This window comes from Pseudomonas sp. GM25 (genome assembly GCF_000282255.1).
Taxonomy (GTDB): domain Bacteria; phylum Pseudomonadota; class Gammaproteobacteria; order Pseudomonadales; family Pseudomonadaceae; genus Aquipseudomonas; species Aquipseudomonas aphyarum.
Genome location: NZ_AKJQ01000037.1, coordinates 204,313 through 225,518, shown reverse-complemented (window position 1 = coordinate 225,518; position 21,206 = coordinate 204,313). Strand labels below are relative to the sequence as shown.

Below are 21,206 nucleotides of genomic sequence, written 5' to 3'. Positions count from 1 at the left end.
GAACCATCCTGGTGCAGCTTTTCCGGCGCGCCCGTTTTCGTGCACTGACCGGCCCCGGCATGCACTTCCTACACCTTTTAAAACACTTGTTCGGGACTCTGGTTCGGAAATTGCTACTTTCTATAAGTCGTAAGCGCTCCAGTAACAATCATTCCGCGCCACAAGCGCTCATATTGGTTCTTAGGGATTGAATAATGAAAAAAGCATTGCTGACCCTTTCTGCACTGGCGTTGTGCATGGCCGCCGGCTCCGCGCTGGCCAAGGAATACAAAGAACTGCGGTTTGGCGTTGACCCTTCCTACGCACCGTTCGAGTCGAAAGCGGCAGACGGCAGCCTGGTTGGCTTCGACATCGATCTGGGCAACGCGATCTGCGCCGAGCTGAAGGTCAAGTGCAAATGGGTCGAAAGTGACTTCGACGGTATGATTCCGGGCCTCAAGGCCAACAAATTCGACGGTGTGATCTCGTCGATGACCGTTACCGAAGCCCGCGAAAAAGTCATCGACTTCTCCAGCGAGCTGTTCTCCGGCCCGACTGCATACGTGTCGAAAAAAGGCTCGGGCATCACCGACGACGTCGCCTCGCTGAAAGGCAAAACCGTCGGCTACGAGCAAGGCACCATCCAGGAAGCCTATGCCAAAGCCGTGCTGGACAAGGCCGGCGTGAAAACCCAGGCCTATCAGAACCAGGACCAGGTGTATTCCGACCTGACTTCCGGCCGTCTCGATGCGGGCATTCAGGACATGTTGCAGGCCGAACTAGGCTTTCTGAAGTCGCCACAGGGCGCCGACTATGCCGTCAGCGAACCGGTCGACAACCACTTGCTGCCAGCCAAGACCGCTGTCGGTATTAAGAAAGGTAACACCGAGCTGAAAGCGCTTTTGGATAAAGGTATCAAAGCGTTACACGATGATGGCAAATACGCCGAGATTCAAAAGAAACACTTTGGCGATCTGAATCTGTACAGCGGCAAATAATGCCCCGGCGCCCATCCTCGATGGGCGCCTTTTTCATTCAGTCAGGTTGCTGATTTATGTTCGAAAACCTCTTACAAAATCTGGGGCTCTCCGCCTTCAGCCTCAAGGGTTTCGGCCCTTTGCTGTTGGAAGGCACCTGGATGACCATCAAATTGTCGGCGTTGTCGCTGCTGGTGGCCGTGTTGCTCGGCCTGCTCGGCGCCAGTGCCAAGCTGTCAAAAGTCAAACTGCTGCGCCTGCCCGCCCAGCTCTACACCACGCTGATTCGCGGGGTGCCGGACCTGGTGCTGATGCTGCTGATCTTCTACAGCCTGCAAACCTGGCTGACGACGCTCACCGATTATCTGGAATGGGAATACATCGAGATTGACCCGTTCAGCGCCGGGGTCCTGACCCTGGGCTTCATTTATGGCGCGTACTTCACTGAAACCTTTCGCGGGGCGATTCTCGCCGTACCGCGCGGTCAGGTCGAAGCTGCCACCGCCTATGGCCTCAAGCGCGGCCAGCGCTTTCGTTTCGTGGTGTTCCCGCAAATGATGCGCTTCGCCCTGCCGGGCATCGGCAACAACTGGATGGTGATGCTCAAGGCCACCGCGCTGGTTTCGATCATCGGCCTGGCCGATCTGGTCAAGGCTGCGCAGGACGCCGGTAAAAGCACCTATCAACTGTTTTACTTCCTGGTCCTCGCCGCGTTGATTTACCTGCTGATCACCAGTGCTTCCAACATCATCCTGCGCTGGCTCGAACGCCGTTACGCCGCCGGTGCGCGGGAGGCCGTACGATGATCGAACTCCTGCAGGAATACTGGAAAGCCTTCCTTTATACCGACGGCCAGAACATCACCGGGCTGGCGATGACGATGTGGCTGCTCAGCGCCTCGATCTTCTTCGGTTTCCTCGTGTCGATTCCGCTGTCGATCGCCCGCGTTTCGCCGCACTTCTACATTCGCTGGCCGGTGCAGTTCTACACCTATCTGTTCCGTGGCACGCCGCTCTATATCCAGTTACTGATCTGCTACACCGGGATCTACAGCCTGGCCGCCGTGCGCGCGCAACCGGTGCTCGACAGTTTCTTCCGCGATGCGATGAACTGCACGATCCTGGCCTTCGCCCTCAATACTTGCGCCTACACCACGGAGATTTTCGCCGGGGCCATCCGCAGCATGAACCACGGCGAAGTCGAAGCGGCCAAGGCCTACGGCCTGACCGGCTGGAAGCTGTATGCCTACGTGATCATGCCGTCTGCGCTGCGCCGTTCGTTGCCGTACTACAGCAACGAAGTGATCCTGATGCTGCACTCGACCACCGTGGCTTTCACCGCGACCATCCCCGACATCCTGAAAGTCGCGCGGGACGCCAACTCGGCGACCTTCCTGACCTTCCAGTCGTTCGGCATCGCCGCGCTGATCTACCTGACCATCACCTTTGCGCTGGTCGGCCTGTTCCGCCTTGCCGAACGCCGATGGCTGGCCTTCCTCGGCCCGACCCACTAGGACCCTTTTGAGATGCGCCACCAGATACACGACCTGCTGGCCCCGCTGCCGGGGACCGCACGACAGATCCACAGCTTTCACTTCGGCCCGGACAAGGCCCAGGGCAAGATTTACATCCAGTCCTCGCTGCACGCCGACGAACTGCCCGGCATGCTCGTGGCCTGGCACCTCAAGCAGCGCTTGGCGGAGCTGGAAGCCGCCGGCCGCCTGCGCAGCGAAATCGTGCTGGTGCCGGTGGCCAACCCGGTCGGCCTCGAACAGGTGCTGATGGATGTGCCGCTGGGCCGCTACGAGCTGGAGAGCGGGCAGAATTTCAACCGCTGGTTCGTCGACCTCAGCGAAGAAATCGGCAACGAAATCGAAGCGCAACTGAGCGATGACCCGCAGCGCAACCTCGAACTGATCCGGTCCAGCCTGCGCAACGCCCTCGCCCGCCACACCGCCACGACTCAGCTGCAATCCCAGCGCCTGACCCTGCAACGGCTGGCCTGCGATGCGGACATGGTGCTGGACCTGCATTGCGATTTCGAATCCGTGGTTCACCTCTACACCACGCCCGAGGCCTGGCCGCAGGTCGAGCCGCTGGCGCGCTATATCGAATCCCAGGCGAGCCTGCTGGCCACCGACTCCGGCGGCCAGTCGTTCGACGAGTGCTTCACCCTGCTGTGGTGGCAATTGAAGGAGCGCTTCGGCGAACACTTCGACATTCCGCTCGGCAGTTTCTCGGTCACCGTCGAGTTGCGCGGCCAGGGGGATGTCACCCATCCGCTGGCCAGTCGCGATTGCCACGCGCTGATCGATTACCTGATCCACTTCGGCGCCATCGTCGGTGAACCCAAAGCCTTGCCGGCCCTGCCACATCCCGCCACACCCCTGGCCGGCGTGGAACCGGTGGCTACTCCCGTCGGCGGCCTGCTGGTCTACACCGCCACGCCCGGCCAGTACCTGGAAGCCGGGCAGAAAATCGCCGAAATCATCGACCCGATCAGCGACCGGGTCACGCCAGTCCATTGCACCGCTTCCGGTCTGCTCTATGCCCGCTCGCTGCGGCGCATGGCCACCGCCGGGATGGTGATCGCCCACGTCGCGGGCGCCGAAGCCTATCGCAGCGGCTATCTACTTTCGCCTTGAGGATGCCTGTCCCATGTACAAATTGACCGTTGAAGGCCTGCACAAAAGCTATGGCGACCATCAGGTGCTCAAAGGCGTCTCGCTCAAGGCCAAGACCGGCGACGTGATCAGCCTGATCGGCGCCAGCGGCTCGGGCAAAAGCACCTTTTTGCGCTGCATCAACTTTCTCGAACAACCCAACGACGGCGCGATGAGCCTCGACGGCCAGGCGATCCGCATGGTCACCGACCGCCACGGCATGCACGTCGCCGACGCCGATGAACTGCAACGCCTGCGCACGCGACTGGCGATGGTGTTCCAGCACTTCAACCTGTGGAGCCACATGACCGTGCTGGAAAACATCACCATGGCCCCGCGCCGGGTGCTGGGCTGCAGCAAACAGGAAGCCGACGACCGCGCCCGGCGTTATCTGGAAAAGGTCGGTTTGCCGGCGCGGGTGGCCGATCAGTACCCGGCGTTCCTCTCCGGCGGCCAGCAACAACGGGTGGCGATTGCCCGGGCTCTGGCGATGGAGCCGGAAGTCATGCTGTTCGACGAACCGACTTCAGCGCTCGACCCGGAGCTGGTTGGCGAAGTGCTCAAGGTGATTCAGGGCCTGGCCGAGGAAGGCCGGACCATGATCATGGTCACCCATGAAATGAGCTTTGCGCGCAAGGTCTCGAGCCAGGTGCTGTTCCTGCATCAGGGGCTGGTGGAAGAAGAAGGCGCGCCCGAAGAAGTGCTGGGCAATCCGAAAAGCGAACGCCTGAAGCAATTCCTCAGCGGCAATCTCAAGTAAAACTATTGCCCGGCCGGCGCGGTCACTGAAGGAACACCTTCAGAGCACACGTCGCCGGCATGGGCACTTCCACCGACTTCGCCAAACACTGGTTCAGCGCCCGCGACTGGAAGCCGTTCGCTTTTCAGAAGCAGGTGTGGGCCGCGGTCAAACGTGACGAATCCGGCCTGCTGCACGCCAGCACCGGTGCCGGTAAAACCTACGCGGTGTGGTTTGCCGCGCTCAATCGCTTTGCCCGCTCCGGGCCTGTTGCTGCAACCACTCGCAAACGCCCCCCACCCGCCGAACCGCTGACCGTCTTGTGGATCACGCCGATGCGCGCGCTGGCCGCCGACACCGCGCGCGCCCTGCAAACGCCGCTCGACGATCTGCAGATTCCCTGGAGCGTCGGCCTGCGCACCGGCGACACCGGCAGCAGCGAGCGCGCCCGGCAGAACCGGCGCCTGCCAACTACGTTGATCACCACCCCGGAAAGCCTGACCCTGATGCTCGCCCGCGCCGACGCGCAAACGGCGCTGTCGACGCTGCGCATGGTTGTGGTGGATGAATGGCACGAATTGCTCGGCAACAAGCGTGGCGTGCAATTGCAACTGGCCCTCGCCCGGCTACGGCGCTGGCAGCCGGGGCTGATCGTCTGGGGCGTTTCCGCGACGCTCGGCAATCAGTCCCACGCCGAACAGGTACTCATCCCACAGGGTGGCGGCGTGAGTATTCAGGGGCAAAGCGAAAAGTCGCTCAAGGTCGACACCCTGCTCCCACCGGCGATCGAACGCTTTCCCTGGGCCGGGCATATCGGTCTGAAAATGTTGCCGCAGGTGGTCGCCGAACTGGACGTCTGCGCCAGCAGCCTGGTGTTCACCAACACCCGGGCGCAATCGGAAATCTGGTATCAGGCGTTGCTGGAAGCGCGACCGGACTGGGCCGGCCTGATCGCCCTGCACCACAGCTCGCTGTCCCGCGACACCCGCGACTGGGTCGAGCAAGCGCTGAAGAACGGCCAACTCAAAGCCGTGGTCTGCACTTCAAGTCTGGATCTGGGGGTGGATTTCCTGCCGGTGGAGCGGGTGCTGCAAATCGGCTCGGCCAAAGGCGTGGCGCGACTGATGCAGCGTGCCGGGCGTTCGGGCCATGCGCCCGGCAGAACGTCGCGGGTCACCCTGGTGCCGACCCACAGTCTGGAACTGATCGAAGCCGCGGCCGCTCGCGATGCCGTGGCGCAGCGGCGGATCGAACCTCGATTGTCACCGCACAAACCGCTGGATGTACTGGTGCAGCATCTGGTCAGCATGGCCCTGGGCGGTGGCTTTGTTCCCGATGAGCTGTACGAAGAAGTCCGTGTCGCCTGGGCCTATCGTGACCTGACGCTCGCGGACTGGGCCTGGGCGCTGGCTTTCGTACGCCACGGCGGGATGTCGCTGACGGCGTATCCGGATTACCGCCGGGTCGAGCCGGATGAGCACGGGATCTGGCGCGTCCCCGATGCCCGCCTGGCGCGCCGTCACAGGATGAGCATCGGCACCATCGTCAGCGATGCCTCGATCCATTTGAAGTTCTGGAGCAAGGGTGGTGGCGGCAAACAACTGGGCAGCGTTGAAGAAGGCTTTATCGCCCGCCTCAAACCGGGCGACGGCTTCCTGTTCGCCGGACGCTTGCTGGAACTGGTGCGGGTGGAAAACATGACCGCCTACGTCAAACGCAGCACCGCGAAAAAAGCCGCCGTACCGCGCTGGAATGGTGGACGCATGCCGCTCTCCAATGAATTGGCCGAAGCGGTGGTCACCCGATTCAGCGCGGCGGCACAAGGTGAATTCGCCGGCCCGGAAATGCAGGCCTTGCGCCCGTTACTGGAAACGCAGATGCGCTGGTCGGGCCTGCCGACCGTCAACAATCTGCTGGCCGAAGTGCTGAAATCCCGCGAAGGCTGGCACCTTTTCCTCTACCCGTTTGCCGGACGTCAGGTGCATCTGGGGCTGGCCAGTCTGTTGGCGTGGCGGGTCAGTCAGCGCCTGCCTGTGACTTTCTCGATTGCGGTCAACGATTACGGACTGGAATTGCTCAGCGCCACGCCCGTTGACTGGTCTGTGCAGCTGGATGGCGCGCTGCTCAGTCCCGAGGATTTATTGAGGGATGTGCTGGCCAGCCTCAATGCGGGGGAACTGGCGCTGCGCAGGTTTCGGGAAATCGCGCGGATTGCCGGGCTGGTGTTTGCCGGTTACCCCGGCGCGCCGAAAAGCACCCGTCAGGTGCAGGCTTCCAGCGGGCTGTTCTTCGAAGTGTTCAAACAATACGACGCCGACAACCTGCTATTGGCCCAGGCCGGGGAAGAAGTCCTGCGGGAAGAACTGGATATTCGTCGACTGGAACAGACACTGGAGCGAATCAACCAGATGAAACTGGACATGCACCTGATCAAACGTCCTACACCACTCGGCTTTCCATTGCTGGTGGAACGCATGCGCGAAAGCATGAGCTCGGAAAAACTCGCCGACCGGATCCGCCGAATGGTCGGCGACCTGGAGAAAACTGCTGACAAGGGCCAATCCTGATGAGCGCGCCCTACCCGGTGCGTCTGGCAGGCGAAGACCTCTGGTTGTTGCCGGAAAAAGCGCTGTACTGGCCCGCGCAACAGGCGCTGCTGATTGCCGATGTGCATTTCGGCAAGGCTGCCGCTTACCGGCGCCTGGGGCAGCCTGTGCCGCAGGGCACGACAGCGAGCAACATTGCCGTGATCGAGCAGTTGCTGGCGAAACTGCCGTGTCGGCAACTGATCTTTCTCGGGGATTTTCTGCACGGGCCCGGTTCGCATGCCTCGGGCACTTTGAATGCTTTGTCTGAATGGCGCTTACGCCACGCCGATCTGCCGATCACGCTGATACGCGGTAATCACGATAAACGTGCCGGTGATCCTCCAGCGACGTTGAACATTCGGGTGGTGCCGGAGCCGATGCTGCTGGGGCCCTTCGCGTTGCAGCACGAACCCGATCCGCACCCTGAACGCCACGTGCTTGCTGGCCACGTCCACCCGGTCTATCGATTGAACGGCAAGGGGCGTCAGCGTTTGCGGCTGGCGTGTTTCAGGCTGGGGGAGCGCATCAGCCTGTTGCCGGCGTTTGGCGCCTTCACCGGCGGTTATCCGGTGGAGAAGGAAGACAGCTGTCGGATCTTTGTCATTGGCGACAACGAAATATGGCCCGTCGGCTGAAGTCCTGTTCAGGTTTCAGCCGACGGGCCATGCATTCAATCAAGCGACGGGCGCAGGTGGCGGTTTGTCCGGCAACGTCGGTTCGCCGGGCTCGGTCGGTTCTTCGTTGGGGGTATCGGGATCGGGCTGGTGAGGAATTCCGCCAGCCATGGCGACGGGCGGGTGTGCCAACAAGGACCAGGCCAATACGCCAATCTGATTGGGCTCGAGCCTTGCCAGTTCGGCAGTGATTTGCGGATCGATCTTCATGGAGCACTCCTCGGCGAAGGCCCGTCCCGCTGTTCGCGAAACGGGCAGTACACCCCATAGAGTGTCTACCCGCCGAAGAATTCCCGGTAACTGCCGGATGGACGGATCAGGTGCGAGGCAGGGTCACGCCACGCTGGCCCTGATACTTACCCGCACGATCCTTGTAGGAGACTTCGCATTCCTCGTCGGATTCGAGGAACAGCATCTGCGCCACGCCTTCGTTGGCGTAGATCTTCGCCGGCAGGTTGGTGGTGTTCGAGAACTCCAGGGTCACCTGGCCTTCCCACTCGGGCTCGAGCGGGGTGACGTTGACGATGATGCCGCAGCGAGCGTAGGTGCTCTTGCCCAGGCAGATGGTCAGGACATTGCGTGGAATACGGAAGTATTCAACGGTCGTGGCCAGGGCGAAGGAGTTCGGCGGAATGATGCAGACGTCGCTGTGGACGTCGACGAAGCTGCCGGCGTCGAAGTTCTTCGGATCGACGATGGCCGAATTGATGTTGGTGAACACCTTGAAATGATTGGTGCAACGCACATCGTAGCCGTAGCTCGACACACCGTAGGAGATCACACGGCTGTCGTCGCTGCCACGTACCTGACGCTCGACGAACGGCTCGATCATGCCGTGTTCCTGCGCCATGCGGCGAATCCACTTGTCCGATTTGATGCTCATGGCGGGTGTCCTGAATAGCGAGGTGGAAAAAATCTGTCCGGCATCTTACCGGGCGCGCCGCCGGGTTCAAAGTCCGGGCTGCAAATCTCGCCGAACGTGCAGGAATTACGCGGCCTGGCGACGAACCGTCACACCGCCGATCCTTAAAACAGAGAAACCTTCGCAAGAAGCATTGGCACGTTCCGGAAAAAGGGTTAAGGTGGCGCCACTGTGCTGCTTGTGTCACTGAGAATCTCTACACGATATGTTGAATTTCGATCCAACCATCTACAAGAATTTTTCCTGCTCTTTGCACTCAGTCTCGGCCAGGGTTCTTCCTGAGTCGCAGTTATCTTTGTTCAAGGAGTTACACCATGTCTAATCGCCAAACCGGTACCGTTAAGTGGTTCAACGATGAAAAAGGCTTCGGCTTCATCACTCCACAATCCGGTGACGACCTGTTCGTTCACTTCAAAGCTATCCAATCCGACGGCTTCAAAAGCCTGAAAGAAGGCCAACAGGTTTCTTTCATCGCTACCCGCGGTCAGAAAGGCATGCAAGCTGAAGAAGTACAAGTTATCTAACTTGTAGCTTCTTTAGTAAAAGGCCCCGCCCTCAAAAGCGGGGCTTTTTTGTGGGCGTCTGTTTTTCCGGGCGCAAAAAAAGATCGCAGCCTGCGAAGGCTGCGATCTTTTTTGTTGCTTACCAGGCGACGCCGAAGCCGGCGGTGTAGCGGGTCTTGCTCAAGTCCGCATCCTCGGTGCCGCTGATGATGTCGCGCTCAGCCTTGAGGTTGAGGGATGCCCAGTCGGTGACCTTGTAGCGCAGGCCCATTTCCGCATCCAGCGCATAATCGGCCACACCGGACAGCGGCTTGCCGACTTCGCCATTGGTGAAGAACTCAACCTTCTTGCCGATCAGGTAGCGGTTGTAGTCCCACTTCATGGCGACTGAATAGAAGTTGTCCTTGCTGCCATCGCGATACTGGTAGTCAGTGCGGTTGAGCAGCGAGCCGAGGGAGAACGCCCCCAGCTCGTCATCCCAGAACTGGTAACCCGGACCGGTACCGACCACGCGCTGGCGCGCCAGCTCTTCGATGTGATCGCGCTTGTAGTTCAGGCGGCCCTGCCAGAACCACTTGTCCGTCAGGAAGCGGTCGAGTGCGTACTCGGCGCGCCAGTTGTCGGTGGTGGTCACGTCGTCCTGCACTTCGCGGTTGTACTCGCCCTCGGCGGTGTGCCGCCAGCGACCGTGGCGGGCGGACGTCTTGAAGCCGATGTCGTAATCGTCGGTGTCCTTCTCCGCACGCTGATAATCCAGCGCCAGGTCGACATTGCCCTTCCACACCAGATCCTCGACCACCGGTTTGGGCTTGAGAATCTGCTGAATGCTCGCCAGCTCCACGGTTTTCGGCGCTTCGCCGTTGGCCAGAGTGACCTTGCCGTCTTCGGCGGCGCTCAGCGACTTGGCCTTCTCGCCGTTGTAGGCGTCCTGCTTGACCAGCAACTCCTGGTCGCTCTCCAGGGTCTTGACCTGCTTCCAGTCGATAGTCACGGCACCCGCGTACTGGGTCTGGACCAGCAACTTGCCACCGTCGAACAGCGTGATTTTGCCGCTCAGCTTGTCACCGTTCTTCAACCAGACGGTATCGGCAAGCAAGGGTGTGGACGCACTGAAGACAGCAAGGCACAGCAGGGTTCTGGACAACATAAGCGAATCGGGGACTCTGGTTTGCGAAAAAGGGTCGGCATTATCCGTAGGAATAATTCCCTGACAAGGAGTGACCCGGCTATTTCTGTTGAGTTCATTTCTCAATTGCCCCTCCACCGATTACGCTTAAGGACATAACGCGATCAAGCTCAGGAACCGCGCACGTGACAGACCCGATGCATGCCTGCGAAAACGATCCGCAAATCCGACGCACGGCACTCTATTCCACCCTCGCCCAAGTGCCTGAGGGCAAGGTCGTCAGCTATGGTCAGTTGGCCGAACTGGCGGGGTTGGGGCGCGCCGCCCGCTGGGTCGGCCGGACCCTGAGCCAATTGCCCGGCGACACCAAGCTGCCGTGGCACCGTGTACTCGGCGCCGGCGGTCGGATCAGCCTGCCGGCGGGCAGCCCGTCCGGGGACGAACAGCGGGCACGATTGCGCATGGAAGGCATCACCGTCCTGAACAATCGTGTGGATATTCGGCGCCATGGCTGGCGTCCGGTAGAGCACAGCGGTTAGAGTGCGCGCTTTGTTTTCGCAATCTTGAGGCAGACTTCAGCCCATGCCCCGTAAAACCTGGCGCGCCGCGCTCGCCGCCTATGCCAGTCCTTCGACGCTCGTGCTGTTGTTGCTGGGTTTCGCCGCCGGCCTGCCGTACATGCTGGTGTTCTCGACACTTTCGGTCTGGCTGCGTGAAGCCGGTGTGGCCCGCGAGACGATCGGTTACGCCAGCCTGATCGGTCTGGCTTATGCCTTCAAATGGGTCTGGTCGCCCCTGCTCGACCAATGGCGCCTGCCGTTGTTGGGCAAGCTGGGGCGCCGCCGTTCGTGGCTGGTACTTTCACAGACGCTGGTGATCCTCGGTCTGATCGGCATGGGCTTTTGCGACCCGCAGAAACACCTGTCCTGGCTGATCGCTATCGCGGTGGTCGTTGCATTCGCCTCTGCCACCCAGGATATCGCCGTCGACGCCTATCGCCTGGAAATCGCCGAAGACAACCGTCAGGCCGCACTGGCCGCCAGTTACATGTCCGGTTATCGGGTCGCTGCGTTGCTCGCGACGGCCGGTGCACTGTTCTTCGCCGAGGGCTTCGGCTCCACGGGCTTCAACTACCAGCACTCCGCCTGGACCGGCACCTACGTGCTGTTCGGCGCCCTGATGGTCCCTGCCCTGCTCACCACCCTGTTGATGCGCGAGCCGCCCGTGCCATTGCGCACCCAGTTGCAGGCCGGGCGCTACACCTTCATGCATCAGTTGATGTCGGTGTTCGTGCTGATCATTTTGCTGGTGTCTGTGCCTGCGATGTTCACCCAGCTCTACAACACCGATTTCGCGAGCGTGCTGTTCGGCGACATGAGCCCGCTGGACCTGCTGCTGGAAGACCGGGCGTTCCTGCGCGCGATTCTCTACACCACGCTGACTTGCCTGTGCCTCTCGGCCATGGGGCGTCGCGGTCTGGCGCCAGTGCTGACGCCGGTCAACGACTTCATCCTGCGCTACCGCTGGCAGGCGCTGCTGTTGCTCGGTCTGATCGCCACCTATCGGATGTCCGACACGGTGATGGGCGTGATGGCCAACGTGTTCTACATCGACCAGGGCTTCACCAAGGACCAGATTGCCAGCGTCAGCAAGATCTTCGGCCTGATCATGACCCTCGTCGGCGCCGGCATGGGCGGTCTGCTGATCGTGCGCTTCGGCATCCTGCCGATCCTGTTCATCGGCGGCGCCGCGTCGGCGGCCACTAACCTGCTGTTCCTGATGCTCGCCGACATGGGCCCGAACCTGCAGATGCTGGTGGTGACGATCTCCCTCGACAACTTCAGTTCGGGCCTGGCCACGTCGGCGTTCGTCGCCTACCTGTCGAGCCTGACCAACCTCAAATTCTCCGCCACCCAGTACGCCCTGCTCAGCTCGATCATGCTCCTGCTGCCGCGCCTGATCGGCGGCTACTCCGGGGTGATGGTGGAGAAATTCGGTTACCACAATTTCTTCCTGATCACCGCGCTGCTCGGCGTTCCGACCCTGGTGCTGATCGCCCTGCACTGGTTCCAGGAAAGCCGCCGCGAAGGCCCGACGCCGACGCCGGAACCTGCACCGACCTCCGTCGTGGAAGAATCGTAAGACATCTCGCACCCGGCGGAAGGTTTTCCGCCGGGGCCGCACTTCTGTACGTCGGCGGATCTCGCCGTTACACTGCTCCGTCATTTCCAGTCATAGCAACCGACAACGGCCAACCATGCGCACCAGTCAATTTTTGCTCGCCACACAGAAAGAAACGCCTTCCGACGCGGTCGTGATCAGCCATCAGCTGATGCTGCGCGCCGGCATGATCCGCAAACTCGCCTCGGGCCTGTACACCTGGCTGCCGATGGGCTTGCGAGTGATGCGCAAGGTGGAAGCCATCGTTCGCGAAGAAATGAACGCCGCCGGCTCTCTGGAAGTGTTGATGCCGAGCACCCAACCTGCCGAGCTGTGGCAGGAATCGGGGCGCTGGGAAGAATACGGCCCTGAGCTGCTGCGCATCAAAGACCGCCACGGTCGTGATTTCTGCGCGGGCCCGACCCACGAAGAAGTGATCACCGATCTGATGCGCAACGAGTTGAGCAGCTACAAACAGCTGCCGATCAACCTGTACCAGATCCAGACCAAATTCCGTGACGAAATCCGTCCACGCTTCGGCCTGATGCGCGGTCGCGAATTCATCATGAAAGACTCGTACTCCTTCCATGCGGATCAGGCGTCGCTGCAGATCACCTACGACCGCATGCACGAAGCGTACTGCAACATCTTCACCCGCCTGGGCCTGAAGTTCCGTCCGGTGGAAGCCGACAACGGTTCGATCGGTGGCGCCGGTTCCCACGAGTTCCACGTGCTGGCCGAGTCCGGCGAAGACGATATCGTCTTCAGCAACGGTTCCGACTACGCAGCGAACATCGAGAAGGCCGAAGCCGTGCCGCGTGAAACCTCGCGCGCCGCGCCAAGCGAAGAGCTGCGCCTGGTCGACACGCCAGACACCAAGACCATCGCGGCCCTGGTGGAGAAATTCAATCTGCCGATTGAAAAGACCATCAAGACCCTGATCGTGCACGCCGAAGAAGAAGGCAAGCTGATCGCCCTGATCATCCGTGGCGACCACGAGCTGAACGAGATCAAGGCTGCCAACCAGCCAGGCGTTGCCAGCCCGCTGGTCATGGCCTCCGATGCCGAACTGCGTGACGCCATCGGCGCCGGCGCCGGTTCCCTCGGCCCGCTGAACCTGCCGCTGCCGATCATCATCGACCGTTCGGTCGAGCTGATGAGCGACTTCGGCATCGGTGCCAACATCGACGACAAGCACTACTTCGGCGTGAACTGGGAGCGTGATCTGCCGGTTCCGACCGTGGCCGACCTGCGCAACGTCGTGGCTGGTGACCCAAGCCCGGACGGCAAAGGCACCCTGGAAATCAAGCGCGGCATCGAAGTCGGGCACATCTTCCAGCTGGGCAACAAGTACAGCAAGGCGATGAAGTGCGAAGTGCTGGGCGAGAACGGCAAGCCGGTAACCCTGGAAATGGGTTGCTACGGTATCGGCGTTTCCCGCGTGGTGGCTGCCGCCATCGAGCAGAACAACGACGAGAACGGCATCATCTGGAGCGACACTCTGGCGCCGTTCCAGATCGCCCTGGTGCCGCTGCGCTATGAAACCGAGCAGGTGCGCGAAGCCACCGACAAGCTGTACGCGGAACTGACCGCGGCCGGCTTCGAAGTGCTGCTGGACGACCGCGACAAGAAAACCAGCCCGGGCATCAAGTTCGCGGACATGGAGCTGATCGGCATTCCGCACCGGATCGTGGTCAGCGACCGCGGCCTCGCCGAAGGCAACCTGGAATACAAGAGCCGTACCGAAGGCCAGGCGCAAGCGCTGCCGGTTGCCGACGTGCTGTCCTTCCTTCAGGCCCGTATCCGCCGCTGAAACCAGATAGAGACGTCATGTTCAAGCGAAACACCTTAGGCCTCGGTGGTGCCGCCCTGTGCGGCACCCTGCTGGTCAGCGGCTGTGCCAATCACATGTCACAACGCAGCGAGCACGAGGAACGTGTCGAGCGCAAGCTGCTCGATCACAGCCTGCAGATCGATGTCGGCGAGCCCAAGGTGCTTGAGCTGCCGCAACGGCGCGTGAAGATCAACGAACAGAAGACTTTCGAAGTCACCGAGTTCGAGGTCACGCGCCATTACGACCGTTACACGCCTTACCAGCCATGGCGGGAGATCTACGAGATTCCGCTGGGCGCGGTGGCGGTGGTCGGCGGCGTCGGCGCGAACGTGGTCAACGTGTTTGCCCTCGGCAATCTGCCCGACAGCGTGACACGTGACTGGCTCAGCTACGGTTTCGCCGGGCTCAACCCGTTCATGAACGTGCAATCCAACGGTCGCGCGCAACAGAATCTGGCCGGCATCGACGAAGTCCAGCGCGACAAGCGCACGGAGTATTCGAGCCTGCCGTGGAGCGAGCGCCCGGTTCAGGTCAAGGCCGGCAAGCAGACCTTCGACATGACCACCGATCGCAACGGCGTGCTGCGTCTGAACCTGCTGGACAGCCCGTTCGCCGAAAACGACCTCAATCATGTAGGCAAACTGCAGATCAGCGTCGAAGACAGCAAGGATGACGTGCATTCCGATTCGTCTCTGGCGATCAGCACTCACCTGCGCGGCAAGCTGCTGGAGGCTCACGGGCTGATCTACGACGATCTGGAAGACGACGAAGTGAGCCAGTGGGTGCACCGGGTCAAGCGTCTGTCGGAACTGGGCCTCGAAGAAGAAGCCAGTGAACTGGAACAAAGCCTGATCGAACTGACCCGCAACGATCCTGAGTTGCAGGCCGAATTCCTCAAGTCCCTGACCCGGGATGCGGGGCGTCTGGTGGCGGATCCGGGGCCGAACTGAACCCCCTGAAAAAATGCCCGAACCTGGTTCGGGCATTTTTTTGTCCGTCTATCGCTCGAACAACTCCATTTGTTCGAACCCGCCGCGTAAATCCTCCAGCCGCACGCCCACTCCCAATAGCCGCACCGGTTTGCCACCGCGGTTGAACGCCTGCGTCAGCATCAACTGGTAACTGCCCAGATCCCGCCCTGCCCCGGCCTGCTCCAGTGTGGTCTGGGTGAAATCGTGAAACTTCACTTTGACGAATGGCTTGCCCGGCCGGTAGCTGCTGTCGATCCGCGCCATGCGGGTTTTCAGGGTTTCCAGCAGTTCCGGAAGCTTGTCGAGGCAACTGCGCAGATCCGGCAGATCGACGTCGTAGGTATTTTCGACACTGATCGACTGACGGCGGCTGTCGTTGTGCACCAACCGCTCATCGATCCCTCGGGCCAGACTCCACAAGCGCTCGCCGAAACTTCCGAATTCCCGTACCAGCGCCAGTTTGTCCCAGTCGCGCAATTGCAGACAGTCACTGATACCCAGCTTGCTCAACTTGTCGGCCGTGACCTTGCCGACCCCGTGCAACTTGCTCACCGGCAAGCCACTGACGAACTCCTCGACCTGATCTGGAGTGATCACGAACAAGCCGTTGGGCTTTTTCCAGTCGCTGGCGATCTTGGCCAGAAACTTGTTAGGCGCCACGCCGGCAGAGACGGTGATGTGCAACTGATTGGACACCCGGCGGCGAATGTCCTGGGCGATCCGCGTGGCGCTACCGCCGAAATGCGCGCTGTCCGAGACGTCGAGGTACGCCTCGTCCAGCGAAAGCGGCTCGATGAGGTCGGTGTAATCGCTGAAGATCGTGTGAATTTCCTTCGACGCCTCGCGATAGGCGTCCATTCTCGGCTTGACGATGGTCAGGTCCGGGCACAGCTTCAAGGCGTGTCCAGAGGACATCGCCGAGCGAACGCCGTAAGCCCGCGCCTCATAGTTGCAGGTGGCGATCACCCCGCGCCTGTCCGCCGAGCCACCGACCGCCAACGGCTTGCCGGCGAGGCTCGGGTCATCCCGCATCTCGATGGCGGCGTAGAAACAGTCACAGTCGACGTGGATGATTTTTCGCTGAGTCATGACAGAAAAGGAAACATGGCGAGCCGGACCGGCAGTATCTCACTGACACCTGTATATAGCACCAGTGGTATGAATGTTCTTTTCAGTTTGTAGGAAACGGACTTTGAATTTATTTTCTCAATCGAAAACCAACCTCCAATAGAGCTGAAACCCTTGCTGTGCCTGACCTGCAGCCTCTGAAAAGACCGTCCGTCAGCGCTAACCGATTGAAGCTGAAGAGGTTTTATCAAAATTGAAGGTTGACACCCCGGCGTTCCTCTGTAGAATGCCGCCACACAGACGCGGGATGGAGCAGTCTGGTAGCTCGTCGGGCTCATAACCCGAAGGTCGTCGGTTCAAATCCGGCTCCCGCAACCAAACATCAAAAAAGGCCAATCGAAAGATTGGCCTTTTTTGTGCGCGTCTGTTTTTCACGACGATGCACGACGTTCTGCAAACAGGAATCCGTTTCAATTCCGAAACTTAAGCAGCCACCTGCGACCGTTTGCCGCGATTGCACACTTATTTGACCCTTCTCGGGATTATCGGTTGACACCCCGCCGTTCGCCTGTAGAATGCCGCCACACAGACGCGGGATGGAGCAGTCTGGTAGCTCGTCGGGCTCATAACCCGAAGGTCGTCGGTTCAAATCCGGCTCCCGCAACCAAACATCAAAAAAGGCTACTCGAAAGAGTGGCCTTTTTTGTATCTGTGGAAAAAGTCCTTTCGCAACAATGATCTGTCACTGTGCAGTGAACCGTTCAGGATCTTCAGACCCGCCAAGTTGCGACTATGCTTGAAGTCGCAGGCAAGGCGTCTGCAATCCAAGACCTGCCCTCGCCGATACCCGGTGAGAGGCGTAGTATTTTGTGATTATTTTTTTCTACAGGGATTGGTTACTTGGCTGGATACCTCCATCCTGTCGCGCACAATCCAAGAGGTGATTGATGCGCGCCAACTCGTCTGATTCACAAGACACCGTCACAGCGAACCCACCGATCAAGCCTGAGCGTCTGCGCCTGCTGGATCGGATCAGCAAATACCGGCAACCAATCGGTCTGGCGGTTACTTTGCTGCTGTTCGCCATCGCGCTGATTGCTTGTCGCCATCTACTCAGCGAACTCGATCTCGACGCCCTGCACGACTCGATTCTCGACGTGCCGAAACCGGCCCTGCTCGGTGCCCTCGGTGCGACAGTCGTCGGCTTCATTATTCTGCTCGGCTACGAATGGTCGGCCAGTCGTTATGCCCGCGTGACACTGGCACCGAAAACTCTGGCTCTCGGCGGCTTCACCGCGTTTGCCATCGGCAATGCCATCGGCCTGTCGATGCTGTCCGGTGGCTCGGTGCGCTACCGTTTATATGCACGACATGGGCTGGGCGCGTCCGAAGTCGCGCACATGACGCTGTTCGCCAGCCTGTCGCTGGGCTGCGCCCTGCCGCCGCTGGCTGCGCTTGCGACCCTGAGCAACCTGCCTGCTGCGTCGCAGGCACTGGGGCTGTCCGAGACTTTATTGGGAACGATTGCCGGCGTAGTGCTGCTGCTCGGTGCGATCCTGGCCATCGGCATCTATCGCCGTCGCCTGCCGGAACAACCTTATCCGGACAACCTGCTGGTCCGCGCCGGTCGTCGCACCCTGCGCCTGCCGGGTCGCCGCCTGACGTTCCTGCAACTGGTCATCACCGCCCTCGACGTCGCCGCCGCTGCAACCGTCCTTTATCTGCTGCTGCCGGAAGCGCCGCCCTTCGGTGCATTCCTGCTGGTTTATCTGCTGGCGCTGGCTGCTGGCGTGCTCAGTCACGTTCCAGGTGGCGTGGGGGTTTTCGAAGCGATTCTGCTCGCGGCGTTCGCCGACAAGCTCGGCGCCGCTCCACTGGCTGCCGCCCTGCTCCTGTATCGCCTGATCTATGTGGTGCTGCCGTTGCTGGTGGCCTGCGTGCTGTTGCTGCTCAACGAAGGCCAGCGCCTGTTTCAGTCGCAGACCATGCGAGCGGCTTCCGGTCTGGCGGCACCGATCCTCGCGGTGCTGGTGTTCCTGTCCGGCGTGGTGCTGCTGTTTTCCGGCGCGACGCCAGAGATCGACACCCGTCTGGAACACATCGGCTTTCTGATTCCTCACCGTCTGGTCGACGCCTCGCACTTTGGCGCCAGCCTGATCGGCGTACTGTGCCTAATGCTTGCCCAGGGCCTGCGTCGCCGGTTGTCGGCGGCGTGGATGCTGACCACCATTCTGTTGCTGGTGGGTGCCCTGCTCTCGCTGCTCAAGGGTTTCGACTGGGAAGAAGCGACCCTGATGACCCTCACCGCCGCGCTGCTGGGGGTGTTCCGTCGTTCGTTCTACCGCCCTAGCCGTCTGACCGAACTGCCGTTCTCGCCGCTGTATCTGGTGGCCAGCCTGTGCGTACTCGGTGCTTCGACCTGGCTTTTGCTGTTCGCTTATCAGGACGTTCCGTACAGCCATCAACTGTGGTGGCAGTTCACCCTCGACGCCGATGCCCCGCGCGGCCTGCGCTCGCTGCTCGGTGCCGCCGTGTTGCTGCTGGTGATCGCCCTGACCTGGCTGCTGCGCACCGCTCGCCCGGTGATCCATCTGCCGACACCCGATGAACTGGAACGCGCCTCGAAGATTCTGATGGCCTCCTCGCAACCGGACGGCGGCCTGGCCCTGACCGGCGACAAGGCGCTGCTGTTTCATCCCAACGACGAAGCCTTCCTGATGTACGCCCGCCGTGGCCGCAGTCTGGTGGCCCTGTACGACCCGATCGGCCCCGGCCAGCAACGGGCCGAGATGATCTGGCAGTTCCGCGACCTGTGCGACATCCATCACGCCCGGCCTGTGTTCTATCAAGTGCGCGCCGAGAACCTGCCGTACTACATGGACATCGGCCTGACCGCGATCAAGCTGGGCGAGGAAGCCCGGGTCGATCTGCATCGCTTTGACCTGGAAGCCAAGGGCAAGGAGATGAAGGACCTGCGCTACACCTGGAACCGTGGCACCCGCGACGGTCTGTCGCTGGAGATCCATGAACCGGGCCAAGCGCCGATGGATGAGCTCAAGGTGATTTCCGATGCCTGGCTGACCGGCAAGAACGTGCGCGAGAAAGGCTTCTCCCTCGGCCGTTTCAGCGACGATTACCTGAAGCATTTCCGCATTGCGGTGATTCGCTTCGAAGGCCGCCCCGTGGCGTTCGCCAACCTGCTCGAGACCTACAGCCATGACCTGGCCAGTCTCGACCTGATGCGCGCGCACCCGGACGCCCCCAAGCTGACCATGGAATTCATGATGGTCGGTCTGATTCAACACTATAAGAGTCACGGATACGCGCGCTTCAGCCTGGGCATGGTGCCGCTGTCGGGGTTGCAACCCCGGCGCGGGGCACCGCTGACCCAGCGTCTGGGCTCGATGGTTTTCCGCCGTGGTGAGCAGCTGTACAACTTCCAAGGCTTGCGCCGCTTCAAAGACAAGTTCCAGCCCGACTGGGAACCCCGTTATATGGCCGTGCCCGCCGGACTCGATCCGCTGGTGGCGCTGGCCGACACTGCTGCCCTGATCGCGGGCGGCTTGACTGGATTGGTGAAACGCTGATGATTCAACGCTCCCTGAAGTACATCCTGGTCGCACTGCTGGTGCTGGCCGCGATTGCCGGTGGCGGTTTCTGGTACCTCAAACGCCCGGCACCGGAACCGACTCTCGAACAGCTCACCCCGGCCGATGGCGCCGCCATGACCCGGGTCATCCCCGGCACCAAGCCCAAGGCGCAGGTGCTGGTGGCGGTCAACGACGACCAGAAACTCAGCGACAAGCAACTGAGCACCCTGAGCCGCAGCGCTTCGGCGCAGATCGTCCAAGTGATCCTGCCCAAGGACTGCCTGCTGCAAAGCCGCGCCCTGCAAGCCGGCCTGCGCGAACTGAACGGCCCGGCGACGCTGGTCAGCGGCATCGGCCCCGGCGCCGTCCTGGCATGGCGCTGGTTGTCCGAGCAGAAGGACGACAAGGCTCAGGCCGTCTCCGTCGACCTGGCCCTGGAAAAACCCGGCTGCACTCACCTGCTGCCAAAAGCCGCCGCCCACGGCCACTGGCTGGTGGCGTGGAACGACAACCCGGACGACACCAGCGCCGGTTTCGTGCGCGATCAACCGAACGCCGAAACCAGCATCAGCGACTACGACATCAACCTGCCGCAAGTGCTGAACAACGAACTGCGCAAGATCCTCGTCGGCGGCGACAAGGCCAACGGTGGCCTGCAGATTCCAGTCGTGGAAGTCCCGGCCGGCCAGGCCAAGGACACCGTGACCCTGTTCCTGTCCGGCGACGGCGGCTGGCGCGATCTGGACCGCGACGTGGCCGGTGAAATGGCCAAGATCGGCTACCCGGTCGTCGGCATCGACACCCTGCGCTACTACTGGCAGCACAAGAGCCCGGAACAGAGCGCCCTGGACCTGACCGAACTGATGCAGCACTACCGCCAGAAATGGGGCACCAAGCGCTTCATCCTGACCGGCTACTCGTTCGGCGCCGACGTCCTGCCGGCCATCTACAACCGCCTGCCGGAAACCGAGCAGCAGCGCGTCGACGCAATCATCCTGCTGGCCTTCGCCCGCACCGGCAGCTTCGAAATCGAAGTCGAAGGCTGGCTCGGCAACGCCGGCAAAGAAGCCGCCACCGGCCCGGAAATGGCCAAACTGCCACCGGCCAAGGTCGTGTGCATCTACGGTGAAGAAGAAACCGACGAAAGCGGCTGCACCGACAAGACCGCGGTGGGCGAGGCCGTGAAACTGCCTGGTGGTCACCACTTCGACGAGAACTACCCGGCGCTGGCCAAGCGCTTGGTGGACTTGATCGAGAAACGTCAGAGCAAGGATCAGCAGACAGAGTGATCTGAAGCGCCATACAAAAAAGCCCCCGCGACTTCGCAGTTGCGGGGGCTTTTTTGTGGTGATTGTCTTGCTATACAGAGGAAGATCCTGCTGATCTTGAATGAGACATCGCGAAAAACGCCAT

General features: G+C 61.1%; 18 protein-coding genes and 2 tRNA genes. 16 read left to right on the top strand and 4 right to left on the bottom strand.

Translation table 11 applies throughout. The features are described from left to right. The first annotated feature begins 194 nt into the window (after nucleotides 1-194). Genes PMI24_RS14190 through pdeM form a run of 7 tightly spaced genes read left to right on the top strand, consistent with a single transcriptional unit; the run spans nucleotide 195 to nucleotide 7,580 of the window. Nucleotides 195-977 carry a transporter substrate-binding domain-containing protein gene (locus PMI24_RS14190; protein WP_007955002.1) on the top strand — a complete coding sequence of 261 codons (783 nt, stop codon included), beginning with the start codon at nucleotides 195-197 and terminating at the stop codon, nucleotides 975-977. 56 nt (nucleotides 978-1,033) lie between these two features. Next, nucleotides 1,034-1,762: an ABC transporter permease gene (locus PMI24_RS14185; protein WP_007955000.1), complete on the top strand. Its 729-nt coding sequence runs from the start codon at nucleotides 1,034-1,036 to the stop codon at nucleotides 1,760-1,762. Beyond that, nucleotides 1,759-2,469 carry an ABC transporter permease gene (locus PMI24_RS14180; RefSeq protein WP_007954996.1) on the top strand — a complete coding sequence of 237 codons (711 nt, stop codon included), beginning with the start codon at nucleotides 1,759-1,761 and terminating at the stop codon, nucleotides 2,467-2,469. Before PMI24_RS14185 ends, PMI24_RS14180 begins: the two co-directional genes overlap by 4 nt. Before the next feature lie 12 nt (nucleotides 2,470-2,481). Beyond that, nucleotides 2,482-3,600 carry a succinylglutamate desuccinylase/aspartoacylase family protein gene (locus tag PMI24_RS14175; protein WP_007954994.1) on the top strand — a complete coding sequence of 373 codons (1,119 nt, stop codon included), beginning with the start codon at nucleotides 2,482-2,484 and terminating at the stop codon, nucleotides 3,598-3,600. A gap of 13 nt (nucleotides 3,601-3,613) precedes the next feature. Beyond that, the gene (locus PMI24_RS14170) at nucleotides 3,614-4,378 is read left to right on the top strand and encodes an ABC transporter ATP-binding protein (RefSeq protein ID WP_007954993.1); all 765 of its coding nucleotides are present in this window, start codon (nucleotides 3,614-3,616) and stop codon (nucleotides 4,376-4,378) included. Between the two features lie 59 nt (nucleotides 4,379-4,437). Beyond that, nucleotides 4,438-6,924: a ligase-associated DNA damage response DEXH box helicase gene (locus PMI24_RS14165; protein WP_007954992.1), complete on the top strand. Its 2,487-nt coding sequence runs from the start codon at nucleotides 4,438-4,440 to the stop codon at nucleotides 6,922-6,924. Continuing rightward, entirely contained in the window at nucleotides 6,924-7,580 is a 657-nt protein-coding gene (gene pdeM / locus PMI24_RS14160) for a ligase-associated DNA damage response endonuclease PdeM (protein WP_007954991.1), read from the top strand. Before PMI24_RS14165 ends, pdeM begins: the two co-directional genes overlap by 1 nt. A 39-nt stretch (nucleotides 7,581-7,619) precedes the next feature. Here pdeM and PMI24_RS14155 read toward each other — a convergent pair whose 3' ends face one another. Together PMI24_RS14155 and dcd are read right to left on the bottom strand one after the other, a co-directional pair. After that, nucleotides 7,620-7,829 carry a hypothetical protein gene (locus tag PMI24_RS14155; RefSeq protein WP_007954989.1) on the bottom strand — a complete coding sequence of 70 codons (210 nt, stop codon included), beginning with the start codon at nucleotides 7,827-7,829 and terminating at the stop codon, nucleotides 7,620-7,622. 106 nt (nucleotides 7,830-7,935) lie between these two features. Further along, a complete protein-coding gene (dcd, locus tag PMI24_RS14150) occupies nucleotides 7,936-8,502 on the bottom strand; it encodes a dCTP deaminase (RefSeq protein WP_007954988.1) in 567 nt (188 codons plus the stop codon). Nucleotides 8,503-8,855: 353 nt separating this feature from the next. On the opposite strand from dcd, the gene PMI24_RS14145 reads away from it, so the two are divergent. Beyond that, nucleotides 8,856-9,065, top strand: coding sequence for a cold-shock protein (locus PMI24_RS14145; protein ID WP_002554837.1), 210 nt, complete (start codon nucleotides 8,856-8,858; stop codon nucleotides 9,063-9,065). Between the two features lie 118 nt (nucleotides 9,066-9,183). On the opposite strand, the gene PMI24_RS14140 is transcribed toward PMI24_RS14145, so the two are convergent. Beyond that, on the bottom strand, nucleotides 9,184-10,191 hold the full coding sequence (locus PMI24_RS14140) for a DUF481 domain-containing protein (RefSeq protein ID WP_007954986.1): 1,008 nt from the start codon (nucleotides 10,189-10,191) through the stop codon (nucleotides 9,184-9,186). 176 nt (nucleotides 10,192-10,367) lie between these two features. On the opposite strand from PMI24_RS14140, the gene PMI24_RS14135 reads away from it, so the two are divergent. The 4 genes from PMI24_RS14135 (at nucleotide 10,368) to PMI24_RS14120 (ending at nucleotide 15,114) form a co-directional block, all read left to right on the top strand. Further along, complete coding sequence (locus PMI24_RS14135) at nucleotides 10,368-10,709, top strand: MGMT family protein (protein ID WP_011332761.1); 342 nt, start codon at nucleotides 10,368-10,370, stop codon at nucleotides 10,707-10,709. Between the two features lie 43 nt (nucleotides 10,710-10,752). Beyond that, entirely contained in the window at nucleotides 10,753-12,312 is a 1,560-nt protein-coding gene (locus PMI24_RS14130) for an AmpG family muropeptide MFS transporter (protein WP_007954981.1), read from the top strand. A 115-nt stretch (nucleotides 12,313-12,427) separates the two neighbouring features. After that, nucleotides 12,428-14,143 carry a proline--tRNA ligase gene (locus PMI24_RS14125; protein WP_007954979.1) on the top strand — a complete coding sequence of 572 codons (1,716 nt, stop codon included), beginning with the start codon at nucleotides 12,428-12,430 and terminating at the stop codon, nucleotides 14,141-14,143. A gap of 17 nt (nucleotides 14,144-14,160) precedes the next feature. After that, entirely contained in the window at nucleotides 14,161-15,114 is a 954-nt protein-coding gene (locus tag PMI24_RS14120) for a hypothetical protein (protein ID WP_007954977.1), read from the top strand. A 48-nt stretch (nucleotides 15,115-15,162) separates the two neighbouring features. On the opposite strand, the gene dinB is transcribed toward PMI24_RS14120, so the two are convergent. Beyond that, nucleotides 15,163-16,224, bottom strand: a complete 1,062-nt coding sequence (dinB, locus tag PMI24_RS14115) for a DNA polymerase IV (RefSeq protein ID WP_007954971.1) — start codon at nucleotides 16,222-16,224, stop codon at nucleotides 15,163-15,165. A 280-nt stretch (nucleotides 16,225-16,504) separates the two neighbouring features. Between dinB and PMI24_RS14110 the strand changes: the two genes are divergently transcribed. From PMI24_RS14110 to PMI24_RS14095, 4 genes are all read left to right on the top strand, one after another. Continuing rightward, nucleotides 16,505-16,581, top strand: a tRNA-Met gene (locus tag PMI24_RS14110). Between the two features lie 212 nt (nucleotides 16,582-16,793). After that, a tRNA-Met gene (locus PMI24_RS14105) sits at nucleotides 16,794-16,870 on the top strand. Between the two features lie 280 nt (nucleotides 16,871-17,150). Continuing rightward, complete coding sequence (gene mprF / locus PMI24_RS14100) at nucleotides 17,151-19,790, top strand: bifunctional lysylphosphatidylglycerol flippase/synthetase MprF (RefSeq protein ID WP_007954970.1); 2,640 nt, start codon at nucleotides 17,151-17,153, stop codon at nucleotides 19,788-19,790. Next, a complete protein-coding gene (locus PMI24_RS14095) occupies nucleotides 19,790-21,082 on the top strand; it encodes a virulence factor family protein (protein WP_007954969.1) in 1,293 nt (430 codons plus the stop codon). The genes mprF and PMI24_RS14095 overlap by 1 nt, the downstream gene beginning before the upstream one ends. Nucleotides 21,083-21,206: the final 124 nt, after the last annotated feature.